21 protein-coding genes and 1 riboswitch are annotated in these 19,185 nt (G+C 65.6%); of the genes, 11 read left to right on the top strand and 10 right to left on the bottom strand.

The genetic code is table 11. The features are described 5' to 3' along the window. Positions 1-13: 13 nt before the first annotated feature. Genes ACQ5SA_RS09730 through ACQ5SA_RS09715 form a run of 4 tightly spaced genes read left to right on the top strand, consistent with a single transcriptional unit; the run spans position 14 to position 3,571 of the window. Positions 14-247: an acyl carrier protein gene (locus ACQ5SA_RS09730; RefSeq protein ID WP_032978935.1), complete on the top strand. Its 234-nt coding sequence runs from the start codon at positions 14-16 to the stop codon at positions 245-247. Positions 248-274: 27 nt separating this feature from the next. Continuing rightward, entirely contained in the window at positions 275-1,753 is a 1,479-nt protein-coding gene (locus tag ACQ5SA_RS09725) for an AMP-binding protein (protein ID WP_353100318.1), read from the top strand. After that, positions 1,750-2,433, top strand: coding sequence for an alginate O-acetyltransferase AlgF (locus tag ACQ5SA_RS09720; protein ID WP_353100320.1), 684 nt, complete (start codon positions 1,750-1,752; stop codon positions 2,431-2,433). Before ACQ5SA_RS09725 ends, ACQ5SA_RS09720 begins: the two co-directional genes overlap by 4 nt. A gap of 4 nt (positions 2,434-2,437) precedes the next feature. Then, the gene (locus tag ACQ5SA_RS09715; protein ID WP_353100322.1) at positions 2,438-3,571 is read left to right on the top strand and encodes an acyl-CoA dehydrogenase family protein; all 1,134 of its coding nucleotides are present in this window, start codon (positions 2,438-2,440) and stop codon (positions 3,569-3,571) included. Between the two features lie 15 nt (positions 3,572-3,586). Here the strand turns inward: ACQ5SA_RS09715 and ACQ5SA_RS09710 are convergent, their stop codons facing one another. The 4 genes from ACQ5SA_RS09710 to ettA all read right to left on the bottom strand — a co-directional run bounded on the left by ACQ5SA_RS09710 (position 3,587) and on the right by ettA (position 8,635). Further along, entirely contained in the window at positions 3,587-4,585 is a 999-nt protein-coding gene (locus ACQ5SA_RS09710) for a DUF4434 domain-containing protein (protein ID WP_353100324.1), read from the bottom strand. A 72-nt stretch (positions 4,586-4,657) separates the two neighbouring features. Next, on the bottom strand, positions 4,658-5,974 hold the full coding sequence (locus ACQ5SA_RS09705; protein WP_499314100.1) for an NCS2 family permease: 1,317 nt from the start codon (positions 5,972-5,974) through the stop codon (positions 4,658-4,660). Positions 5,975-6,037: 63 nt separating this feature from the next. Next, positions 6,038-6,727 (bottom strand): outer membrane protein, encoded by a 690-nt coding sequence (locus tag ACQ5SA_RS09700; protein WP_353100575.1) that lies wholly within the window; start codon positions 6,725-6,727, stop codon positions 6,038-6,040. Between the two features lie 243 nt (positions 6,728-6,970). After that, entirely contained in the window at positions 6,971-8,635 is a 1,665-nt protein-coding gene (gene ettA / locus ACQ5SA_RS09695; RefSeq protein WP_100551534.1) for an energy-dependent translational throttle protein EttA, read from the bottom strand. A 252-nt stretch (positions 8,636-8,887) separates the two neighbouring features. Between ettA and ACQ5SA_RS09690 the strand changes: the two genes are divergently transcribed. From ACQ5SA_RS09690 to ribD, 7 genes are all read left to right on the top strand, one after another. Further along, positions 8,888-9,364, top strand: coding sequence for an RcnB family protein (locus ACQ5SA_RS09690; RefSeq protein WP_099820331.1), 477 nt, complete (start codon positions 8,888-8,890; stop codon positions 9,362-9,364). A gap of 184 nt (positions 9,365-9,548) precedes the next feature. Then, a complete protein-coding gene (gene glyA / locus ACQ5SA_RS09685) occupies positions 9,549-10,802 on the top strand; it encodes a serine hydroxymethyltransferase (RefSeq protein WP_499314099.1) in 1,254 nt (417 codons plus the stop codon). 76 nt (positions 10,803-10,878) lie between these two features. Beyond that, positions 10,879-11,307, top strand: coding sequence for a hypothetical protein (locus ACQ5SA_RS09680; protein WP_353100581.1), 429 nt, complete (start codon positions 10,879-10,881; stop codon positions 11,305-11,307). Between the two features lie 30 nt (positions 11,308-11,337). Then, a complete protein-coding gene (locus tag ACQ5SA_RS09675) occupies positions 11,338-11,775 on the top strand; it encodes a hypothetical protein (protein ID WP_353100582.1) in 438 nt (145 codons plus the stop codon). A gap of 86 nt (positions 11,776-11,861) precedes the next feature. Continuing rightward, the gene (locus ACQ5SA_RS09670) at positions 11,862-12,293 is read left to right on the top strand and encodes a hypothetical protein (protein ID WP_099841897.1); all 432 of its coding nucleotides are present in this window, start codon (positions 11,862-11,864) and stop codon (positions 12,291-12,293) included. Between the two features lie 94 nt (positions 12,294-12,387). Next, positions 12,388-12,909 (top strand): transcriptional regulator NrdR, encoded by a 522-nt coding sequence (gene nrdR / locus ACQ5SA_RS09665; protein ID WP_089238721.1) that lies wholly within the window; start codon positions 12,388-12,390, stop codon positions 12,907-12,909. 93 nt (positions 12,910-13,002) lie between these two features. After that, on the top strand, positions 13,003-14,088 hold the full coding sequence (gene ribD, locus ACQ5SA_RS09660) for a bifunctional diaminohydroxyphosphoribosylaminopyrimidine deaminase/5-amino-6-(5-phosphoribosylamino)uracil reductase RibD (RefSeq protein ID WP_353100584.1): 1,086 nt from the start codon (positions 13,003-13,005) through the stop codon (positions 14,086-14,088). A 36-nt stretch (positions 14,089-14,124) separates the two neighbouring features. On the opposite strand, the gene ACQ5SA_RS09655 is transcribed toward ribD, so the two are convergent. From ACQ5SA_RS09655 to ACQ5SA_RS09630, 6 genes are all read right to left on the bottom strand, one after another. After that, entirely contained in the window at positions 14,125-14,775 is a 651-nt protein-coding gene (locus ACQ5SA_RS09655; RefSeq protein WP_499314098.1) for a hypothetical protein, read from the bottom strand. A 32-nt stretch (positions 14,776-14,807) separates the two neighbouring features. Then, complete coding sequence (locus tag ACQ5SA_RS09650; protein WP_499314097.1) at positions 14,808-15,671, bottom strand: hypothetical protein; 864 nt, start codon at positions 15,669-15,671, stop codon at positions 14,808-14,810. A 172-nt stretch (positions 15,672-15,843) separates the two neighbouring features. Beyond that, the gene (locus tag ACQ5SA_RS09645) at positions 15,844-16,440 is read right to left on the bottom strand and encodes a hypothetical protein (RefSeq protein WP_353100590.1); all 597 of its coding nucleotides are present in this window, start codon (positions 16,438-16,440) and stop codon (positions 15,844-15,846) included. Next, entirely contained in the window at positions 16,440-17,084 is a 645-nt protein-coding gene (locus ACQ5SA_RS09640) for a hypothetical protein (RefSeq protein WP_353100592.1), read from the bottom strand. The genes ACQ5SA_RS09645 and ACQ5SA_RS09640 overlap by 1 nt, the downstream gene beginning before the upstream one ends. Continuing rightward, positions 17,071-17,952, bottom strand: coding sequence for a hypothetical protein (locus ACQ5SA_RS09635; RefSeq protein WP_499314096.1), 882 nt, complete (start codon positions 17,950-17,952; stop codon positions 17,071-17,073). Before ACQ5SA_RS09635 ends, ACQ5SA_RS09640 begins: the two co-directional genes overlap by 14 nt. A 149-nt stretch (positions 17,953-18,101) precedes the next feature. Beyond that, the gene (locus tag ACQ5SA_RS09630; protein WP_499314095.1) at positions 18,102-18,725 is read right to left on the bottom strand and encodes an outer membrane beta-barrel protein; all 624 of its coding nucleotides are present in this window, start codon (positions 18,723-18,725) and stop codon (positions 18,102-18,104) included. Between the two features lie 291 nt (positions 18,726-19,016). Beyond that, positions 19,017-19,163, top strand: a riboswitch (FMN riboswitch). The last annotated feature ends 22 nt before the right edge of the window (positions 19,164-19,185 follow it).

The raw sequence follows: 19,185 nt of genomic DNA, 5'->3' as shown, positions 1-19,185 counted from the left end.
GGTGGATTCCAACATGGACAAGCAGACAATCCAGAACCAGCTCATCGATATCGTCGAGGCGGTGATTGGTACCCGCGTGCAGCCGGACGAGTACATGGAATCGTTCTTCGATTCGATGTCCAAAGTGCAGCTGATGGTCGAGGTCAAGGACCGTCTGGGCGTCACCCTGCCGGTGGATGAAATCGACGCCCTGGTTGATTCGGTGCAGGTGCTGGCCGACTACGTGGCCGAGCACCGCCCCAGCTGATCGCCCGCGGGCACCGGAGGTAGCGCGATGTACTTCGATTTCGACCAATGCCGTTTCGCCGACCTGGATGTCGCCACGCAGGCGCCCGCCCTGCATGCGGCCGATGGCGTACTTGATTGGGCCGGGCTGCATCGCGCCACCCAGCAGTGGATCGATCGTGCGCGTGCTGCTGGCCTGGGGCAGGGCGATGCGTTGGTGATCTCCGGACACAAGGAATCGGCCTTCGTGGTGGCCATGCTCGGCTGCCTCTGCCTGGGCGTGACCTATGTGCCGGTGGACACCATCAACCCGCCAGCACGCTTGCAGCGCATCACCATGCTGGTGCACGCGCGTGCGGTCTACGATGCTGCAGCCGACACGTTCCTGCCCGGTGCCGACGCGCCGCGAGCGTTGGCGGTGCCGGACCTGGCCTACATCATGTTCACCTCCGGCAGTACCGGCGACCCCAAGGGCGTGCAGATCGGTCGCGACAGCGTCGCTCTGTTCACCGGCTGGATCCGCGACTGCCTGACGCTCGGCCCGGCGCCGGCGTTCATGAACCAGATGCTCTTCAGCTTCGACTTCTCGCTGTTCGATCTGTGTGGAGCACTGGGCCTGGGCGGCTGCTGCGTGCTGTGCCCGCGCGAGGTGATCGCCAGCAGCGAACAGTTCGTCGATCATCTGCGGGACTCGCACGTGGCCGTATGGGCATCCACGCCCTCGTTCGTGCGCCAGCAGATGCTCAATCCGCGTTTCGACGCTGCGCACCTGCCCGACCTGAAGGTGTTCGTGTTCGGTGCCGAATCACTCACGCCGCGCGTGGCTGATGAACTGTGGGCGCGCTTCCCGCAGGTGCGCATCATCAATTCCTACGGGCCGACCGAAGCGACCTGTTCCACTACGTGGGTGGAAATCGATCCGGCCCTGCGTGCGGCGGCACCCAACCCGTTCCCGATCGGCATCGGCAAGCCCTATGCCGAGGTATTCCTCGATGACGGCGAGATCTGCATGGCCGGCGACCATGTGATGCGTGGTTACCTGGAGCGTCCCGACCTGGATGCCGGCGTGCTGTTCGAACACAACGGCAAACGTGCGTACCGCAGCGGTGATCTGGGTGATGTCGACGCGCAGGGCCGGTTCTACTTCCGTGGCCGCCGCGACGACCAGATCAAGCTCAATGGCTACCGCATTGAACTGGCCGAGGTCGACGTCGGCCTGGCCCGTCTGCCTGGCGTGGTCGCTGGAGCCGCCGTGGTACTGCGGCGGCCCGATGGCAGCCTGGTGCGGATGATCGGCTTTGTTGAAACCACGCAGCCACAGACCGGCCCGCTGCAGCGCCCGCCTGCGGAACTGGCCGATTGGAAGGGCCAGCTCGAACGTTACATGCCGCCCTATATGATTCCTTCCGAGCTGTTCGCCGTCGATGCGCTGCCGCAGACGATCAGCAACAAGGTGGATCGCAAGCAACTGGAGCAGCGCTACCAGATCTTGGCGCGCACGCTCCGCACGACGGAGAAACCCGCATGAATGCTGTCCTGAAATCGTTGGTCGCCACCGCGCTGCTGCTGTCGCCGTGTGCAGGCTTCGCCCAAGGTGCACCGGAAGGGCGCCTGGCCCAGTTGTACGCCGCGCGCCCGCCGGCTGGTTCTGCCTTCGTGCGTGTGCTCAACCCGGGCAGCACGGTGCTCAAGGCTGGTATCGCCAATGGCGCCGACCAGAACGTCGGGCCGGCAACACGCGCCACCCGTTATGCGATCGTTGAAGGCGGCAAGCCGTTCAGCGTACGCGTCGCCGGCAAGGCCCGCACGCAGCCGGCGGTGGCCGCTGGCAGCTTCACCACCCTGGTGCTGGATGCGAGCGCAGCGGCCAAACCCCTCAACGTGCTGGAAGACGGCGGTGGCAGCAGTGACGCGCTCAAGGCCGAAATCCGTTTCTATAACCTCGCCGGCAATTGCGCACAGGGCAAGCTGGCAATGGCCGACAAGGGCGCAGTCGTGTTCCCGGCGGTCGCCGCAGGCCGCAGTGCCGCGCGTGGCATCAATCCGGTCAAGGCGCGGTTGGTGGCAGGCTGCGGCGGCAAGGACAGTGCTGCAGTCGAACTGCCTGCGCTGCAGCCTGGCGATCACTACAGCCTGTTCCTGACCGGCACCGCCAACGCACCGGTGCTGCAGGGCCAGCTCAGTGGCACCGACGCGGTGGGCCGCTGATCCGATGGCAGACCGGCCGGTATTCCGCGAGGACCACGCACTGTTCCGCGAGCAGGTCCGTCGCTTCATCGATGCGCAGATTGCGCCCGGGTACGCGCAGTGGGAGCGCGATGGCATCACACCACGTGCGCTGTGGCGCGCGGCGGGCGAGGCCGGGCTGCTCAACTGCCAGTTGCCCGAGCCGTACGGCATGGGCGGCGACTACGGCCACGCCGCCTGCGTGATCGAGGAACTGGCACGTGCCAACCATCTTGGCATCGGTTTCTCGATCCACTCGGACATGGTCGCGCCCTATCTGATGCAGTACGCCACGCCCGCCGTGCGCGATGCCTGGTTGCCGAAGATGGCGCAGGGTGAAGCGATCGGCGCGATCGCGATGACCGAGCCCAATGCCGGCAGTGACCTGAAGACGGTCCGCACCCGCGCCGACACGGTGGATGGCGGATATCGACTGAACGGGCAGAAGACCTGGATCACCAACGGCAGCAATGCCGACGTCGCGGTGGTGGTGGCCACCGTTGCCCCGGAACTCGGTGCCGGAGGCCTGACCTTGTTCTGCGTGGACCTGGCCGCTGCGGGTGTCAGCCGTGGCGCACCGATGGCCAAGATCGGCCAGCATGCGCAGGACACCACCGAACTGTTCTTCGAGGACGTGTTCCTGCCGGCCGATCACCTGCTGGGCGAAGAACGGAAGGGTTTCGGTTATCTGGAAGAACACCTGGCGGCCGAGCGCCTGGCCATCGCATTGCGCGCGGCAGCCTCGGCCGAAGGCATGCTGGCTGCGACGGTCGCCTACGTTCGACAGCGCAAGGCGTTCGGCCGGCTGCTGATCGACCACCAGAACACCCGCTTCGTGCTGGCCTCGGCCACGGCACAGCTGGCGATGCTGCGCAGCTTCCTCGACCAATGCTTGGGCGAGCAGATCAGCGGGCAGTTGGACCCGACCCGTGCGGCGATAGCCAAGCTCAACGCTACCGAAATCCAAGGGCAGGTGCTGGACGACCTGCTGCAGCTGCACGGTGGCTACGGATACAGCAGCGAATATGGAATTGGCCGCGCCTGGGCCGACGCGCGCGCACTACGGATTTTCGGTGGCACCAGCGAGATCCTGCGCGACATCATCGGCCGCACGCTGTAACGCCCACAGAAGGGGTCAGATTCCCCAGCGTTTGCGCAATGCCGCCGCTTCCGGTGTGTCCTGCGACAGCCAAGGGTCCAGCGCGTACACCAGCACGTGCTCGGCGCCGCTGTCGCGTGCCCACGCCAGCTGCCGCTCGATACGTGCGGCATCAGCGGTTTCGCCCTTGAACTGGGTGCCGTCGTTGTTCTCGCCGGGCAGCTCGCGGAACAGCTCGACGATGGCATCGAAGGCAACGCCACGCGTGCGCAGGTGCTGCAGCAGCGGCTGCAGCTGTTGCACGTTGCCGGCGCCGGCAACACCCACGCCGTCCTGCACCATGGGTCTTACCGATGCCTGCGCGAGGACGGCATCCCACAAGGTCACCAGGTCGCCATGGGTCTGCAGGCGGCTGAAATAGCAGGAAATCGCGCAGCCGCCACCGCGATCGAGCGCCGCCTGGGAGATGCCGTGCAGCCACTGCGCCAGCCATTGCTGACGCGCCGGGTCGGCCCAGTGGTACTGCTCCAGTTCGTAGGGGATGTACCAGCCATTGAATGCCTGCAGGCGCGACCACGGGGCTTGTGCCAGCCACGTACGGGCCTGCGTCAGGCTGTCGGTGAAGAAGGCCTGCAGTGCGGCATCGTCGCCGCCGATGGCCTGCCACCAGCGTTGCTGGAAGGGCAGGCCAACGCGAATCGCGATGCCGGCTTCGGAGGCCGCGGTGAACAGCATGCGCACGCTGGTGTCGGGCAGCTGCCAATCACCCTCGGCGCCGCCGACAATGCCGGTCCACTGCAGCACCAGCTGCCTGCAGCCGAGTCTGCGTGCCAGCTGCAGCGAGCGTTGCCAATCGGCCATGCGCCACTGCAGGTGGCTGCGCCACGGCTGCAGGAAGGTGCCGTCCACCTGCTCCGGCAGCGAACAGCCGGGCAGGGTGGTCAACGCCGCCGCAACGGGCGCCAACAGGGCAGCACGCAGCAGGCGCCGGCGCAGCGGTGAAGACGGATCGGGAGGCAGAGGGAGCGTGGACATGCGGTCATCATCCCAGAGCACCGTTCGCAACGGGTGAACCGGGCCACGCACGATGAACATGCGCCCGCCGGCTTACTCCAGCGCGTAGCGCAGCACGAACAGCACCGCCACCAGCCACACCGCCGGATGCACCTCGCGCCAGCGGCCGGTGCCGGCCTTCAGCGCGGCATAGGCAATGAAGCCGAAGGCCAGACCATTGGCGATGGAATAGGTGAACGGCATCGCCAGCGCGCACAAGGCCGCAGGCACCGACTCGGTCAGGTCGCTCCAGTCCACTTCCACCAGTTCGCGCAGCATCAAGCCGGCTACGAACAGCAGTGCCGGCGCGGTGGCATAGCCGGGCACCATTGCAGCCAGTGGCGAGAACAAGAGTGCGGCCAGGAACAGCGCGGCCACCACCAGTGCGGTCAAGCCGGTGCGGCCGCCCACCTGCACGCCAGAGGCGCTTTCGGCGAAGGCGGTGGTGCTGCTGGTGCCCAGCAGCGAGCCGGCCACAATCGCCGTGCTGTCGGCCAGCAGCGCGCGCCCGAATCGCTTCTGTGCGCCCGGCAGTTTCAGCAGGCCGGCACGGCCGACCACGCCATACAGCGTGCCGGTGGCATCGAACACTTCCACCAGCACGAACACCAGCACCACCTGCAGCAACACCGCAATCGGTGCGCCGCCGTTGTGGTGCAGCAGGCCGGGCAGGTCCAGCTGCAGGAAGGTCGGTGCCAGGCTCGGCGGCAACGACACCAGCCCGTGGTACTGCAGATCGCCCAACGCCCAGCCGGACGCGGTCACCGCCAGGATGCCGATCAGGATCGCGCCGCGCACACGCCGCGCTTCCAGGATCGCGATCAGCAGGAAGCCGCCCAGTGCCAGCAACGGCGGTGCGGTATTGAGCGGGCCCAGCGCGACCAGCGTGTCCTCGTTGCCGATGATCACGCCGGATTTCTGCAGCGCGATGATCGCCAGGAACAGGCCGATGCCGGCCACGATGGCCGACCGCAATGACGCCGGAATGCCCGATACCAGCCACGCGCGCACGCCGGTCAGCGACAGCACCAGGAACACCAGGCCGGAAATGAACACCGCCGCCAGCGCCTGCTGCCAGGGCAGGCCGGCAGCACCGACCACGGTGAAGGCGAAGAACGCATTCAAGCCCATGCCCGGCGCCATGCCCACCGGGAAGTTGGCTGCCAGTGCCATCACCACCGAGCCAAGCGCTGCGGCCAGGCAGGTGGCCACGAACACCGCACCTGCATCCATGCCGGTGGTACCGAGAATCTCGGGATTGACGAAGACGATGTAGGACATCGTCAGGAAGGTGGTGACACCGGCCAGCAGTTCGGTGCGCACGGTGGTGCCGTGCTGCTGCAGCTGGAACAGGCGTTCGAACAGGGACATCGCAGATCTCTCGTACCTGCGCGCCCTGCCGCCCAAAGGGCCTGCGGATGCGTCGCCAGGCGGTTAGAAGTGGTAGTTCAACTTCAGCGTAACGCTGCTGTAGTTGGTATGGAAGCTGCGTCGCGCCGCAGCCGGGTAGTTGGGGTCTTCCAGGTAAACGGGGCTGGAGCCCAGGTGGGTGTAGCGGTACTCGGCACCCGCCGAGAGCTGGTCGCTGAAGCGGTACAGCACGCCTGCGCCGACGTTGCCGCCAGTGGACACATGTGACGCACGGGTTTCGAATTCGGCGACGCGGCAGCCGTTGGTGGCCTCCACCAGGGATTTGTCGCAACCCAGCGAAAACTCCTGGCGGGCCACGGTCACACCGGCGCTGACGTACGGCAGCCACTGGCCCGCGGCGTAACCCAGGGTCAGGTTGACCGCGCCCGAACGGGTCACCGCATCCTTGCCGTAGTAAGGGCTGTGCTGATGGTTGTCGCGGTCCTTCCACTCCTGGTTGATGTTGCCGAAGGACAGGGCGCCTTCGATCCCGGCAACGACATTGTTGTCGAACTGCCAGTTGCGGCCGACCTGCAGCCCGCCGGCAAAGCCACGCATGCTCTTTTCAGAGGCATTGGCATTGCTGCGGTCCTGGCTGTCGCCTTCGCCATGGGTGGCTTGTGCGCCCAGATGGATGCCTTCCCAGTTCGCCGGCGCGGCGGCGGCGGTACCGGACAGCAGCAGTGCCGCCGTGGTCGAGATCAGTGCTTTCATGGTGTTTCCTACGTTGGGGTGAATCGGGTGCGTAGGAAAACCGAAGCGTTGGGCCGGAAACATACAACGAGTTGCAAAGTGCAGACGTTGCCGTGTGCGACAAGGCATCAATACTGCTTTACACCTGCGGCGTTCAGCCGAGGGGTGTTGAAGCGCGGCGCGAAAGGGTCAAAAGCGTCAACAAAAATCGATTGCGGCCCCTGAAAGGCGAAAGGCCGCGCGAGCGCGGCCTTTCGTTGTTCCTTACTTCAGTGCCTTGAAGCGCAGGCGCTTCGGCGCAGCGTCGTCGCCCATGCGGCGGCGCTTGTCTTCTTCGTACTCGCGGTAGTTGCCCTGGAAGAACTCCACGTGCGAATCGCCTTCGAACGCCAGGATGTGGGTCGCGATGCGATCCAGGAACCAGCGGTCATGCGAAATGACGAAGGTGTTGCCCGGGAACTCCAGCAGCGCATCTTCCAGCGCACGCAGGGTTTCGATGTCCAGATCGTTGGACGGTTCATCGAGCAGCAGCACGTTGCCGCCCTGCAGCAGGGTCTTGGCCATGTGCAGGCGGCCACGCTCACCACCGGACAGCGAACCGACCATCTTCTGCTGGTCCTGGCCCTTGAAGTTGAAGCGGCCGATGTAGGCGCGCGACTGGATCTCGATGCCGTTGATGTTGAGGATGTCCAGGCCGCCAGCAATTTCCTGGAACACGCTGTGGTTGCCTTCCAGCGCGTCACGGCTCTGGTCGACATAGGACAGCTGCACGGTCGGGCCGACCACGATCTCGCCGGTGTCCGGCTTTTCCTTGCCGGTGATCATCTTGAACAGGGTCGACTTACCGGCACCGTTGGGGCCGATGATGCCGACGATGGCGCCCGAGGGCACCAGGAAGTTCAGGTTGTCGAACAGCAGGCGGTCACCGAACTTCTTGGAGACGTTCTTGAATTCCATCACCGCCTGGCCCAGGCGCTCGCCCGGCGGGATGAAGATTTCATTGGTCTCGTTGCGCTTCTGGTAATCGACCGACTGCAGCTCTTCCAGGCGGGCCAGACGGGCCTTGCCCTTGGTGCGGCCGCCCTTGGCGTTCTGGCGCGACCACTCCAGCTCCTTCTGGATGGCCTTCTGGCGGGACTTCTCCTGGTTGTCTTCCTGCTTCAGGCGCTCGTCCTTCTGGGTCAGCCAGTCGGTGTAGTTGCCCTTCCACGGAATGCCGCGGCCGCGGTCCAGTTCCAGGATCCACTCGGCGGCGTTGTCCAGGAAGTAGCGATCATGGGTGACCGCCACGACGGTGCCGGTGTAGCGCGCCAGGAACTGTTCCAGCCATTCCACCGACTCGGCGTCGAGGTGGTTGGTCGGTTCATCGAGCAGCAGCATGTCCGGCTTCTGCAGCAGCAGGCGGCACAGCGCCACGCGGCGCTTTTCACCACCGGACAGCTTGCCGACGATGGCCTCCCACGGCGGCAGGCGCAGCGCGTCGGCGGCCACGTCCAGCTGGTTTTCCAGGGTGTGCGCGTCACCGGCGGCGAGGATCGCCTCCAGGCGCTCCTGTTCCTTGGCCAGCGCGTCGAAATCAGCGCCTTCCTCGGCATAGGCGGCGTACACGGCGTCCAGTGCGGACTGCGCCTGCAGCACTTCGCCCACGCCTTCCTCCACCGCTTCACGCACGGTCTTGGTCGGGTCCAGCTCCGGTTCCTGCGCCAGGTAACCGACCTTGATGCCGGGCTGCGGGCGGGCCTCGCCTTCGAAATCGGTATCCACGCCGGCCATGATCTTCAGCACAGTGGACTTGCCGGCGCCGTTCAGGCCCAGCAGGCCGATCTTCGCGCCCGGGAAGAAGGACAGCGAGATGTCCTTGATGATCTGCCGCTTGGGCGGGACCACCTTGGACACGCGGTTCATGGTGTAGATGTATTGCGAGGACATGAGGTCTCCGTAGGCGCGACCCTGCGCCCGGTCCGTCACGGGGAACTTCCCGTTGCGGCAGCGGGCACAGATTGAATTGAATACCCCCAATTATAGCCGGAACCGCTTCCGGCCCGCGCTGGCCGGAGCGTCCGGGGCTGGCCGCGGCCTGAATACCCCGTCACAGTCCCGCTGCGGGAAGCGTTTCCAGCCGGAAACCGTTCAGATCGTATGCGCAAGATGGGATCACCACCCACCCAGCAGAGGTCTCCCATGCAACTCCATCGACTCATGGCCGGCGCCGTGGCCTCCGTACTGGCGCTGGGTGCCATCGCCCCGGCCTTCGCCGACAACGACCACCGTGGCCGCGACCACGACCGCCGTGAGTGGCGCGAGGACCGCCGGGAATGGCGTCACGACCGCCGCGACTGGGAACGTGACCGACGCGAGGCGCGCCGCGATTACCGTCACGACCGTCGTTACGACCACGGCTATTACCGCCCGGCACCGCCGCCACCGCGCGTTGTCTACAGCCCGGGCTACCGGCCCGGCTATGGCTATGGCTGGCAGCGCGGCCACCGCTACCGCGACTACTACCGCGGCCCGATCTACGTGGTGAACGACTACCCGCGTTACCAGCTGCGCCGCCCGCCGTACGGCCACCACTGGATCCGCGATGACCGCGGCAACATGCTGCTGGTGGCCGTGGCAACCGGCATCATCGCCGACTACATCATCAACAACCGTTGATGCAGCGCCGGGGTCGGATCCCTTTCCGCAGGACAGGGCTCTGGCCCCACAACGCCACTCGAAACCATACGGGGCCGGATTCGTTCGTCGAATCCGGCCCCGCGCTTTTCGGCCCCGCCAGGCCGGGGCGGGGCTACAATCAAGGGCTGAGTCGTACCCCTTTCCCCGCCTGCTGGAGTACCCGATGTTCCCGCGTGACGTCCGCATCGAAACCTACGATCCCGAACTGGCCAAGGCCATCGCCGCTGAGACCCAGCGCCAGGAAGACCACGTCGAGCTGATCGCCAGCGAGAACTACACCAGCCCGGCGGTGATGGAAGCCCAAGGCAGCCAGCTGACCAACAAGTACGCCGAAGGCTACCCGGGCAAGCGCTACTACGGTGGCTGCGAATACGTGGACATCGCCGAGCAGCTGGCGATCGACCGCCTCAAGCAGCTGTTCGACGCGGACTATGCCAACGTGCAGCCGCACAGCGGCTCGCAGGCCAACCAGGCCGTGTACTTCGCGCTGCTGCAGCCGGGCGACACCATCCTCGGCATGAGCCTGGCCCACGGCGGCCACCTCACCCACGGCGCCAAGGTCAATGCCTCGGGCAAGCTGTTCAACGCCGTGCAGTACGGTGTGAACGACCAGGGCCTGATCGATTACGACGAAGTCGAGCGCCTGGCCTTGGAGCACAAGCCGAAGATGGTCGTTGCCGGCTTCTCGGCCTACTCGCAGGTGATCGACTGGGCGCGCTTCCGCGCCATCGCCGACAAGGTCGGTGCCTACCTGTTCGTGGACATGGCGCACGTCGCCGGTCTGGTTGCTGCTGGCGTCTACCCGAGCCCGCTGGAACATGCCCACGTGGTCACCTCGACCACCCACAAGACCCTGCGCGGTCCGCGCGGCGGCATCATTGTCGCCAAGGGCGCCAACGAAGACCTGGTCAAGAAGCTGCAGTCGATCGTGTTCCCGGGCATCCAGGGCGGTCCGTTGATGCACGTCATCGCCGGCAAGGCCGTGGCCTTCAAGGAAGCGCTGGAGCCGGGCTTCAAGACCTACCAGCAGCAGGTAGTGAAGAACGCGCAGGCGATGGCCAACACGCTGATCGCGCGCGGCTACAAGATCGTCTCCGGCGGTACCCAGAACCACCTGATGCTGGTGGACATGATCGGCAAGGACGTGTCCGGCAAGGACGCGGAAGCCGCGCTGGGCAAGGCCCACATCACCGTCAACAAGAACTCGGTGCCGAACGACCCGCGTTCGCCGTTCGTCACCTCGGGCCTGCGCCTGGGTACCCCGGCGGTGACCACGCGTGGTTATGTGGAACAGGACTGCGTGGACCTGGCCAACTGGATAGCCGACGTGCTTGACGCGCCGGCCGATGACGCCGTCATCGCCCGCGTGCGCGATGCCGTCAGCGCGCAGTGCCGCAAGTACCCGGTCTACGGTTGATCGGGGGAGTGGGGTCGGATCCCTTCCCGCAGGGAAGGGCTCTGACCCCATCCAGACCACGCAAGGAAACCCGCGCATGGATGAGCGCCGCCGCAAATACCTGTACGCAGTGCTGGCAGCCGTGTTGGGCGCACCCAGCGTGCTGTTCGGTGGCGCGATGGCAGTGATCGGCATGGCGGGAAGCGTGCTTTCACTTGCCGACGGCACCGTCGAACTGCCCAGCCAGGCCTTGATGCTGGTGTGGGGGTTGGCCGGCCTGGCCGGTTGCCTCGCCTGGCTCGACCTCAGCTGCGGCTACGTGTTTGGAGGACGCAGCGCACTGCGCACCCGCAGCCGGGTGCAGTGGGGCGCGCTGCTGCTTGGCATGCTCGCCGCGCTGCCACTGTTGGTCATGGGGCTGTGGCTGGGCATCACCCACGGCAATGAAGGATTTGGTCTGCTGCTGATGGGGCCTTCGCTGCTGGTTCCGGCCGCCATGCTCTTGTGGCTGCGACCGCGCGCATGAAGCGAGCGACCTGCAAGGAGATTCGAACGCATGGATGAGCGTCTGCACAAACGCCTGTATATCGCCCAATGCCTGCTGCTGGGGCTGCCTGCACTGGTGGCCGGTGGTGGCGTCGCCGGGTTCGGCATCTACACCTTCCTGACCCGCCATGGACTGATGCGCGGCGACGAAGGTGCCGTGCTGTTCCTGTGGTCGATGGCGGGTGTTGCCGGGTTGCTGGCGTGGCTGTGGCTCAGCATCCGCTACCTGCGGCGGGGGCGCGATGGCCTGCGGCATTCACCCGCGCTGCCATGGATCGGGCTGGTGCTTGGCGCCATCGCCGCACTCGCCGTGGTCGGTGTGGTGCTTTTCAGCTTGTTTGCCGGCAGCCCCTGGCAGGTGCTGGGGTATCTGGTGCTGGGCGTGCCACTGCTGGTGCCAGCGGCGCACCTGGGCTGGCTGCGGCGGGGTGCGACCGACGCTGTGTGACTGGCGGTTGGAAGTTTCAGAGAAATTGCATGGTGTGCCGCAGGTGTCAGGACTAGGGTCTTCCGACCTACTGGAAGGAGCCCCCGATGCAATCCTCGCGCCGCCGACACGGCCTCTACCTGCTTCTCCACAGCCTTCTTTTCTCCATTCCCTGCGCGTTGGCTGGCCTGTTGGGTTCGCTGCTGTTCCTATGGGTATGGGCGCACGGCGGTGACAACAGCGCACTTCTTGCATTGCTTGCGATGTGGGGTCTGCTCTCTGTGACGGCGATCCCGCTTGTTTTCCAGCTCGCAAACACGTGGCAGATGCGCGGACCGGATGGATTGAAGCCCGCCGCGCCAGTGCTGGGGACGCTGTTTCTAGTGTCAGCTGCTCAGGCTGTGTCCGCATCGGTGATAACAGTTTCAAGTTTTGGAGTGGATCCGATACTGCTGATACTGGCAATCGGTTGGGGGGCTCCTTGGATCAGCCTCGCCTGCCACTTCCGATGGCTGTCGAAAGCCAGCGGGCGCGAGTGAAGAAAAACGGAGTTTGCTGCTTGGCCCCTTCTCAGGTACCGTTGCGACGCTGCCACGACCGTGGCAGCAGGTATTTTCCTGAGCCAGGCGTTCAATGCATTGCCCCTTCTGCCAGCATGCCGATACACGGGTCATCGACTCGCGCGTCTCCGAAGACGGCGCGACGATTCGTCGTCGGCGTGAGTGTGAGGCGTGCAGCGAACGCTTCAGTACCCTGGAAACCGTCGAACTGAAGCTGCCGGCCATCGTCAAGAGCGATGGCACCCGCGAAGCCTTCGATGCCCGCAAGGTCCGCGCCGGCTTCGACCGCGCGCTGCAGAAGCGTGCGGTGCCCGAAGAGAAGATTGAAGCCGCGGTACGCGCGGTGGTGCATCAGCTGCGCATCAGCGGCGAACGCGAAGTGCCCTCGATCAAGGTTGGCGAGTTCGTGATGAACGAACTGCGCAAGCTCGACCATGTTGGTTACGTGCGTTTCGCTTCGGTCTACCGCAGCTTCGAAGACGTGGCCGATTTCCGCGAGGAGATCGAGAAGCTCGAACGTGATCTGCCGTCGAGCACCGAACAGCTGCAGCTGCTGGGCGATGTGATCGCCCTGACCAAGAAGAAGAAGGGCTGACGGCCCTTGCCTGGGTAGCTGCCAACCTTGGTTGGCGCCGGTAGCTGCAGCCGAGCGTGGGCTCGGCTCTACCCACAGGGGTAACATGGCGGCATGAGCACATCGTTCTCCGTCCTCGACCACCTGCACATGGCCACCGCACTGCGTCTGGCCGAGCGTGCCGCCTACACCACCCGCCCCAACCCGATGGTCGGCTGCGTGATCGCCCATGGCGAGCGCGTGGTCGGGCAGGGCTGGCACCAGCGTGCCGGTGGTCCGCATGCCGAAGTCTTCGCCCTGCGCGAGGCCGGCGCCGAAGCGCGTGGTGCCACCGCCTACGTCACCCTGGAGCCCTGCGCGCATTACGGGCGCACGCCGCCGTGCGCGTTGGCGCTGATCGAGGCGGGCGTGTCGCGCGTGGTCGCGGCGATGCGCGACCCGTTCCCGAAAGTCGATGGCGGGGGTTTCGACCTGCTGCGCGAAGCCGGCATCGAGGTCGACGAGGGCTTGATGGCCGCGCAGGCGCGCGAACTCAACAAGGGCTTTCTGTCGCGCGTGGAGCGCGGTCGTCCGTGGCTGCGGGTGAAGCTCGCCGCCAGCCTGGATGGACGTACCGCGATGGCCGACGGCAGCTCGAAGTGGATCACCGGCCCCGCTGCGCGCGAGGACGTGCAGCACTGGCGCGCTCGTGCCGGCGCGATCCTCACCGGCGCCGACACCGTGCTCGCCGACGATCCGATGCTGACCGTGCGCCTTACCGACACCGAGGTGATGCCACCGCTGCGCGTGGTACTGGATTCGCGCCTGCGTTCGCTGGAATGCAGCCGCGTGCGCGAAGGTGGAGCACCGACGCTGTACCTGCACGATGCGATGGTCAGCCCGCCCGACGCCGCCGATGCGGCATTTGCCAGCGTCGCGGTGCGTCACGGCCGGCTTGACCTGGGCGCGGTGCTGGCACTGCTCGCCGAGCGCGGCATCAACGAAGTGCATACCGAAGCCGGCGCGACGCTGGCGGGTGCACTGCTGCGCGGTGGCTGGGTGGATGAGCTGCTGCTCTACCAGGCACCGACGCTGCTGGGCGACAGCGGCCGTCCACTGTTGGCTGGCCTCGGCATCGAAGCGATGGACCAGCAGCGTCGGCTGCGCGTGGTCGACCAGCGCCAGGTGGGCGAGGATCTCCGGTTGCTGCTGCGGGCATAACGGACGTCGGTGGTGCAGGAGTATGCCGGGCGGACTTCAAACGTCATCACACAGCTCGTCTTCCTGCGGCAGCAGCGGTTCATCGAGCCACAAATCGACCGGCAGCAATCGCCACAGGATGGTCTGGTAGAGCTGATGCACGCGCTCGGCATGGGCGAACGCATGACGGGCCTGGTGCCACCCGGTGACCCGACTGCAATGCGGCACGTCGGGTGCGTCGCGCAGCGTTGCCGCCCAGCGCAGGAAGAGCGCATCGATGCGCGCCTGGCGCCCGGCTTCAGGCGCAGCCCGTAACGCCAGATACTCCTTCCGCAGCGGTTCAACGTCGGGATGCTGGCAGACCAGCTGGTACAGGCCGATCTGCGGCGATCCCAACGGCACGAACGCCTCGGCAGCGCAGTTGACCCTGGGCAGTCGCAACGCCAGTGCCTGCACGAAGGCATGCGTGGCTGCCGGCGAAGGTGCAGCGGCTCCCTGCCGGGAGAGTGCTGCGGGCACATCGTCCACAAGCAGCTGCCACTCCAGCGCGACGGCAGGCTCGTATCCTTCTCCCCGATCGCGCAGTATCTGCCGGGCCCCGGCATCGTCGTGCAGCAGTACCCGCGCCTGCAGCGTGTATTCGGCCTGCGGCGATAGATCGGCAGGCTCCGAGGCTACGGCCCAGAGTGGCAGGCCCAGCAGCAGCATCACAAGATGCCTGATCACGACCGATCGCCGCATCAGTCGGTCTTCTCCCTGTTCCACAGCGCGCGGTTGCGCTCATGGACCATGCGGCAGTCGCGCGTTGCCTCCTCGTCGCTCATTCCCTCCACACGCTTGAGCAGATTGCTTTGCAGCATGCCGTTGCTCAGGAAGGGGCTCTGGGGGTGGTGCCGGTCAAAGAACCTCAGCTTCGCGGCCATCATCAGGTCGCAGGTGGGAATGCCGGTGACCGTGGGCACGGACTCCGCTTCGATACGCGTATTCCACGTGTCGAAGGGGAGTGCCTGCTGCAGCAATGTCATACCCAGTTGCGGCAGGTTGCTGCTCAACCAAGGACCGTTGTCTGGCATCTTGAGGAATACCGCGCTGCCCTCATGTGACCGATCCGGCGCGTCGCGCAGGGCGTTGGCGAACTCGACGAAGAGGGCCTTGGCGTCTTCAGGATCGTCACCAACGACGGCGCGTCGCTTCTGCGCGTTTCGATAGGTCGCGAAGAAGCCGGAGAGGTCGGGGAAGGCACATCGATACGCCACCTTGGCCTGCGGCGTCGAATGCACCGTCTCCCTGGTGATGTTGGTGATGGTGCAGGACAGGGTCTTCCGCCGCATCTCCAGAGCGCGGGAAACCGGCTCCATTGCCGTACCTTTGAAAGCGGCCTTGGGCAGTTGAAGCACATCGAGGGTATCGACGATCACATCAGTGCCGTCGTTGATCTCCAGCAGGAGGTTGCGCTTGCGTAGCGCTTCCTTGGACGCCTCGTTGCCGTGGAGGATGACCTGCACATAGGCGTCGAAGGTGTCTTCCAGTGAAAGCGCAGCAGGTTGTGCTGCAGTGGCTGCGAGCGGCGCTCCGAGCAGAAGGATGAAGACGGGTTTCAACATGGCGTGGCCTGTGCAATCCAGGAAGCCCCCGAGGATCAGGGACCTGCGCTTGCAGATCCATACAACTTGTCTGAAATTCCCGCGGTTCGCGTGGTGCGAATCGCGCGCCGCCCACGCGGCCCGAAAGCATCCGCCGGGCCCCGCCCGGCGCTACCGCAGGCAGGTGCTGCGACTATTCGGGCAACGCCAGCAGTAGCTGGATCCACTGGTGCAGCGGTGGCAGGTCCTGCGGTGCCCAGACATCGTTCTCGTCGCCGCGTGCCAAGGTCACGCTTCCAGTGTGGACGCGCTTGGGAGCGCGTTGCAGCAGGGCGATCACTTCGTTGACACCTGCCAGTCCATCCTCATCTCCCGGCTCGGGAGCCGCGTCGTCTGACCTTCTCTCCTTCACTTGCGCGTAATCGGGGACCTGGCAGGCATAAGCAACGATGGCAATCTGTACATCGCCATTGTCCTGGCGTTCGCTGCCCGTGCTGCGGCAGCGGGTCTGCCGCAGTGCCAGCGCCACCTGGCGCGAGAGTTCGCGGCCAGCGCGCGTGCGCGCGTCGTCCGCCGGAGTGTCGCCAACGACCATCCGGTCCACCGCGTCCTCCCAGCGCTCGGTGCGCACTGGCATGCCGGTCAAGGCGGCCACCTGTGCCTCAGCGTCGGTGTCACCTTCCAGCGTGAACCGCGCGAACAGATCGAAGCTCTGCTCCGGCGTCGGCACCGGTGCCTGCGCAGAGGCCGCTGAAGCAACCCACAGCAGGACAAACAGCAGGCGCGGCATCATTCGGCCTCGTCGGGCAGGTGCTCGTTCCATTCGAAGAACGGCAGGAACGCGTCCGCCAGCCCGCTCATCAGCGGCGTCGGGTTCTGTACGCGCCAGGGGCCATCGTCATCATCGCGCTTGAACGACACCGTGATGATCCTTTCCCGGTCCGGTGCCACGGCAATCATCTGCGCATATGCCGTCGCCAGTTCCCTCGCCATCTGCGGCGGATGCGGCCCATTGAACGGTACGCGATGCTGCCGATACACGGGCAGCAGTGCCGACAGGTCGGGCAGGTGGCATCGATAGTCGACGTCGGCGCTGTCGGTCTGCGGATGGCGCACGCTGTCGATAGCGCAGTGCACTGACTTCTGCCGCTTGCGTAGTGCTGCAGCAGCCTTCGGCCAATCAGTCAGTTCGGGCGCTTCTTCCATATGGCTTGCTGCTGCCAGTGCTGCGGCGAAGGCAGGTGCGTTGTCAGTATCGAGGTAACGGGCCAGCGCTGCCTGTGCCGTTGCATCGCCGTGCACGATCACCTGTGCATACAGGTCGAATGCCTGCTCGGGCGTCAGCGCAGGTGCTGACGCCAGTGCAGCGACGGGGGCGAGCAGCAGCGCTGCCAGCCCCAGTCGTTTCAGCGCAGTGACCTCACGCGCACGCATCGGTCCACATCATCTCGGCCATCGGACGCAGCGACTTGCACTCCTGCGTCATCTCCTCGGCCGACATCACCTGCGTCTTGGCCTTCAACTCTTCGGCCATCGCATCCACACCACTGATCTGGTCCGGGGCAATCTTCGCCACGCAGCTGCGGTGCTGCTGCAGCAGCAGGTCGCAGGCCGGCACGCCGGTTACCTTCGGTGCCTTGGCGGCCTCGACGTCCTGCAGCCACTCTTCGAACGGCGCCAGCGCACCCAGTACCGGGCCCACCAGATCGTCGAAGTTGCTGCTGTACCAGTAGCCCTTGTCCTTGGCGGTGTACAGGGTGAGGGTGCCGGTCACGGTCTTGCGCGGGCCACGCTGCAGGCCCTTGGTATACGCCTCGGTGAAGCGCGTGCGGGCGGCTTTGTCATCGCCGCTCAAGCTGGCAGTGAACAGCGGGCGTACGCTGCCCAGGTCGGCCAGCTGGCAGCTGAAATCAACCCGGGCGATCTTCTGGTCATCCACGTACTCGTTGTCTTCCACGGTGCTGCGCGTGGCACGGCACTGCGAGGCCTTCAGCGCCTTGGCGTACATCGCTTCAGCCGCTGCGGGATCACCCTTCACTCCAGCGACGGCCAGCACCGTCTGCCACGGCTCGGCCAGGGCCTGGGCCATCATGCCCGGCACCGGCGTTACCGAGTCCTGGCCGTCGAAGGCCGGCTTCAATGCATCGTTGAGCGTGCGCGCGGCAGCGGCGTCATCTTCCAGCAACGCGCGTGCATACAGATCGAAGGTCTGTTCCGGCGTCAGCTGCGCCGGTGCAGCCGCAGCGAACAACGGGGCGCACAGCAGTGCGGTGGCCAGCAGGCCGCGGATGGGGGTCTTCATGACGGTGTTCCTGTTCCAGAGGGCGGCAAGCCTAGCGCAATTGTCATGGCATTCGATGGCGTGCGACAGCCAAGCGCATTGCGCGCAGCGGCCAACAAAAAACGGGCCCCTTGCGGGGCCCGTTCGATCACACGACGAGGATCGGGCAATCAGAAGCTGGCGCGCACACCGACCGAGTACTGGGTGACATCACGGTAGCCGGAGATTTCGCCGACCAGACCCCAGGTACGGGTGAAGTTGATCTGGCCGCCGAGGGTGCCGACCCAAGTGCCCTTGAACTCGTTGCCGCCGTCCATGTAACCGGCTTTGATCCAGGCTTCGGTCATGCGCGAAGGCTTGCCACGCAGGCCCATGGTGGCGCGCACCAGATTGGTGTGGTCTTTCACGCTGAAGCGGCCGTAGTCCACGTCCTTCACGGTGATCTCCGCCTGCTGGCGGACCCAGGCGATGTCGGCGGTGTAGTCGACGCGGTCGCTGAAGGGCATGTGGTAACCGATGCCCAGCTCCGGCTGGTTCAACTTCAGCTTCATCGAGCCGTAGTCGTAGTCGTACGACTTGCTGCCGTAGTTCCAGCCGCCGAACACGTGCACCTGCTCGGCCAGCGCGATCGAACCGCGCACATAGCCGCCATCCACCTTCGGATCGTTGAACACGTCGTCGTCGGTCTTGACCTGGGTCCAGCCGCCTTCGACGTAGGTGTAGCTGAGGGCGTCGGCCGAGGCCGAGAACGGGGCGGCGGCCAGCATGGCGGCCACGATCAGGATCTTGCGCATGGGAATTCCTGTGAATATCAGTCCATTGGCGGTCCACCTATGCGGCAGTCCGTGGCGACCTCATGTCGTCCGAGCGCCGATTTTAATGAAAGTTTTACGAAATGCGAGCGACGGCCGTCACAGCTGGTGTGCGACGGGGTCGGATCCGTTTCCCCACGGGAAACGGCTCTGACCCCAGTAATAGGACAGGCGGGGTCAGAGCCCTTTCCTGCGGAAAGGGATCCGACCCTGGGGCATCCGACCCCGTTCAGCCCGGGCTGTTACACTTGGCGGGCCGGTTCGCCGGTACACAAACGTCTTCAGGGCGGGGTGCAATTCCCCACCGGCGGTAGGTGCGCAAGCACGAGCCCGCGAGCGCCCCGGCCTTACCGTCGGGGGTCAGCAGATCCGGTCCAATGCCGGAGCCGACGGTCATAGTCCGGATGAAAGAAGACGGTGCCACAGGGCCTTTGCGGCCCTG

It is taken from the genome of Stenotrophomonas indicatrix, from assembly GCF_050573115.1.
Taxonomy (GTDB): Bacteria; Pseudomonadota; Gammaproteobacteria; order Xanthomonadales; family Xanthomonadaceae; genus Stenotrophomonas; species Stenotrophomonas lactitubi_A.
Note: the sequence above shows the minus strand (reverse complement) of the source record. Positions and strands in the feature narration are given on the sequence as shown.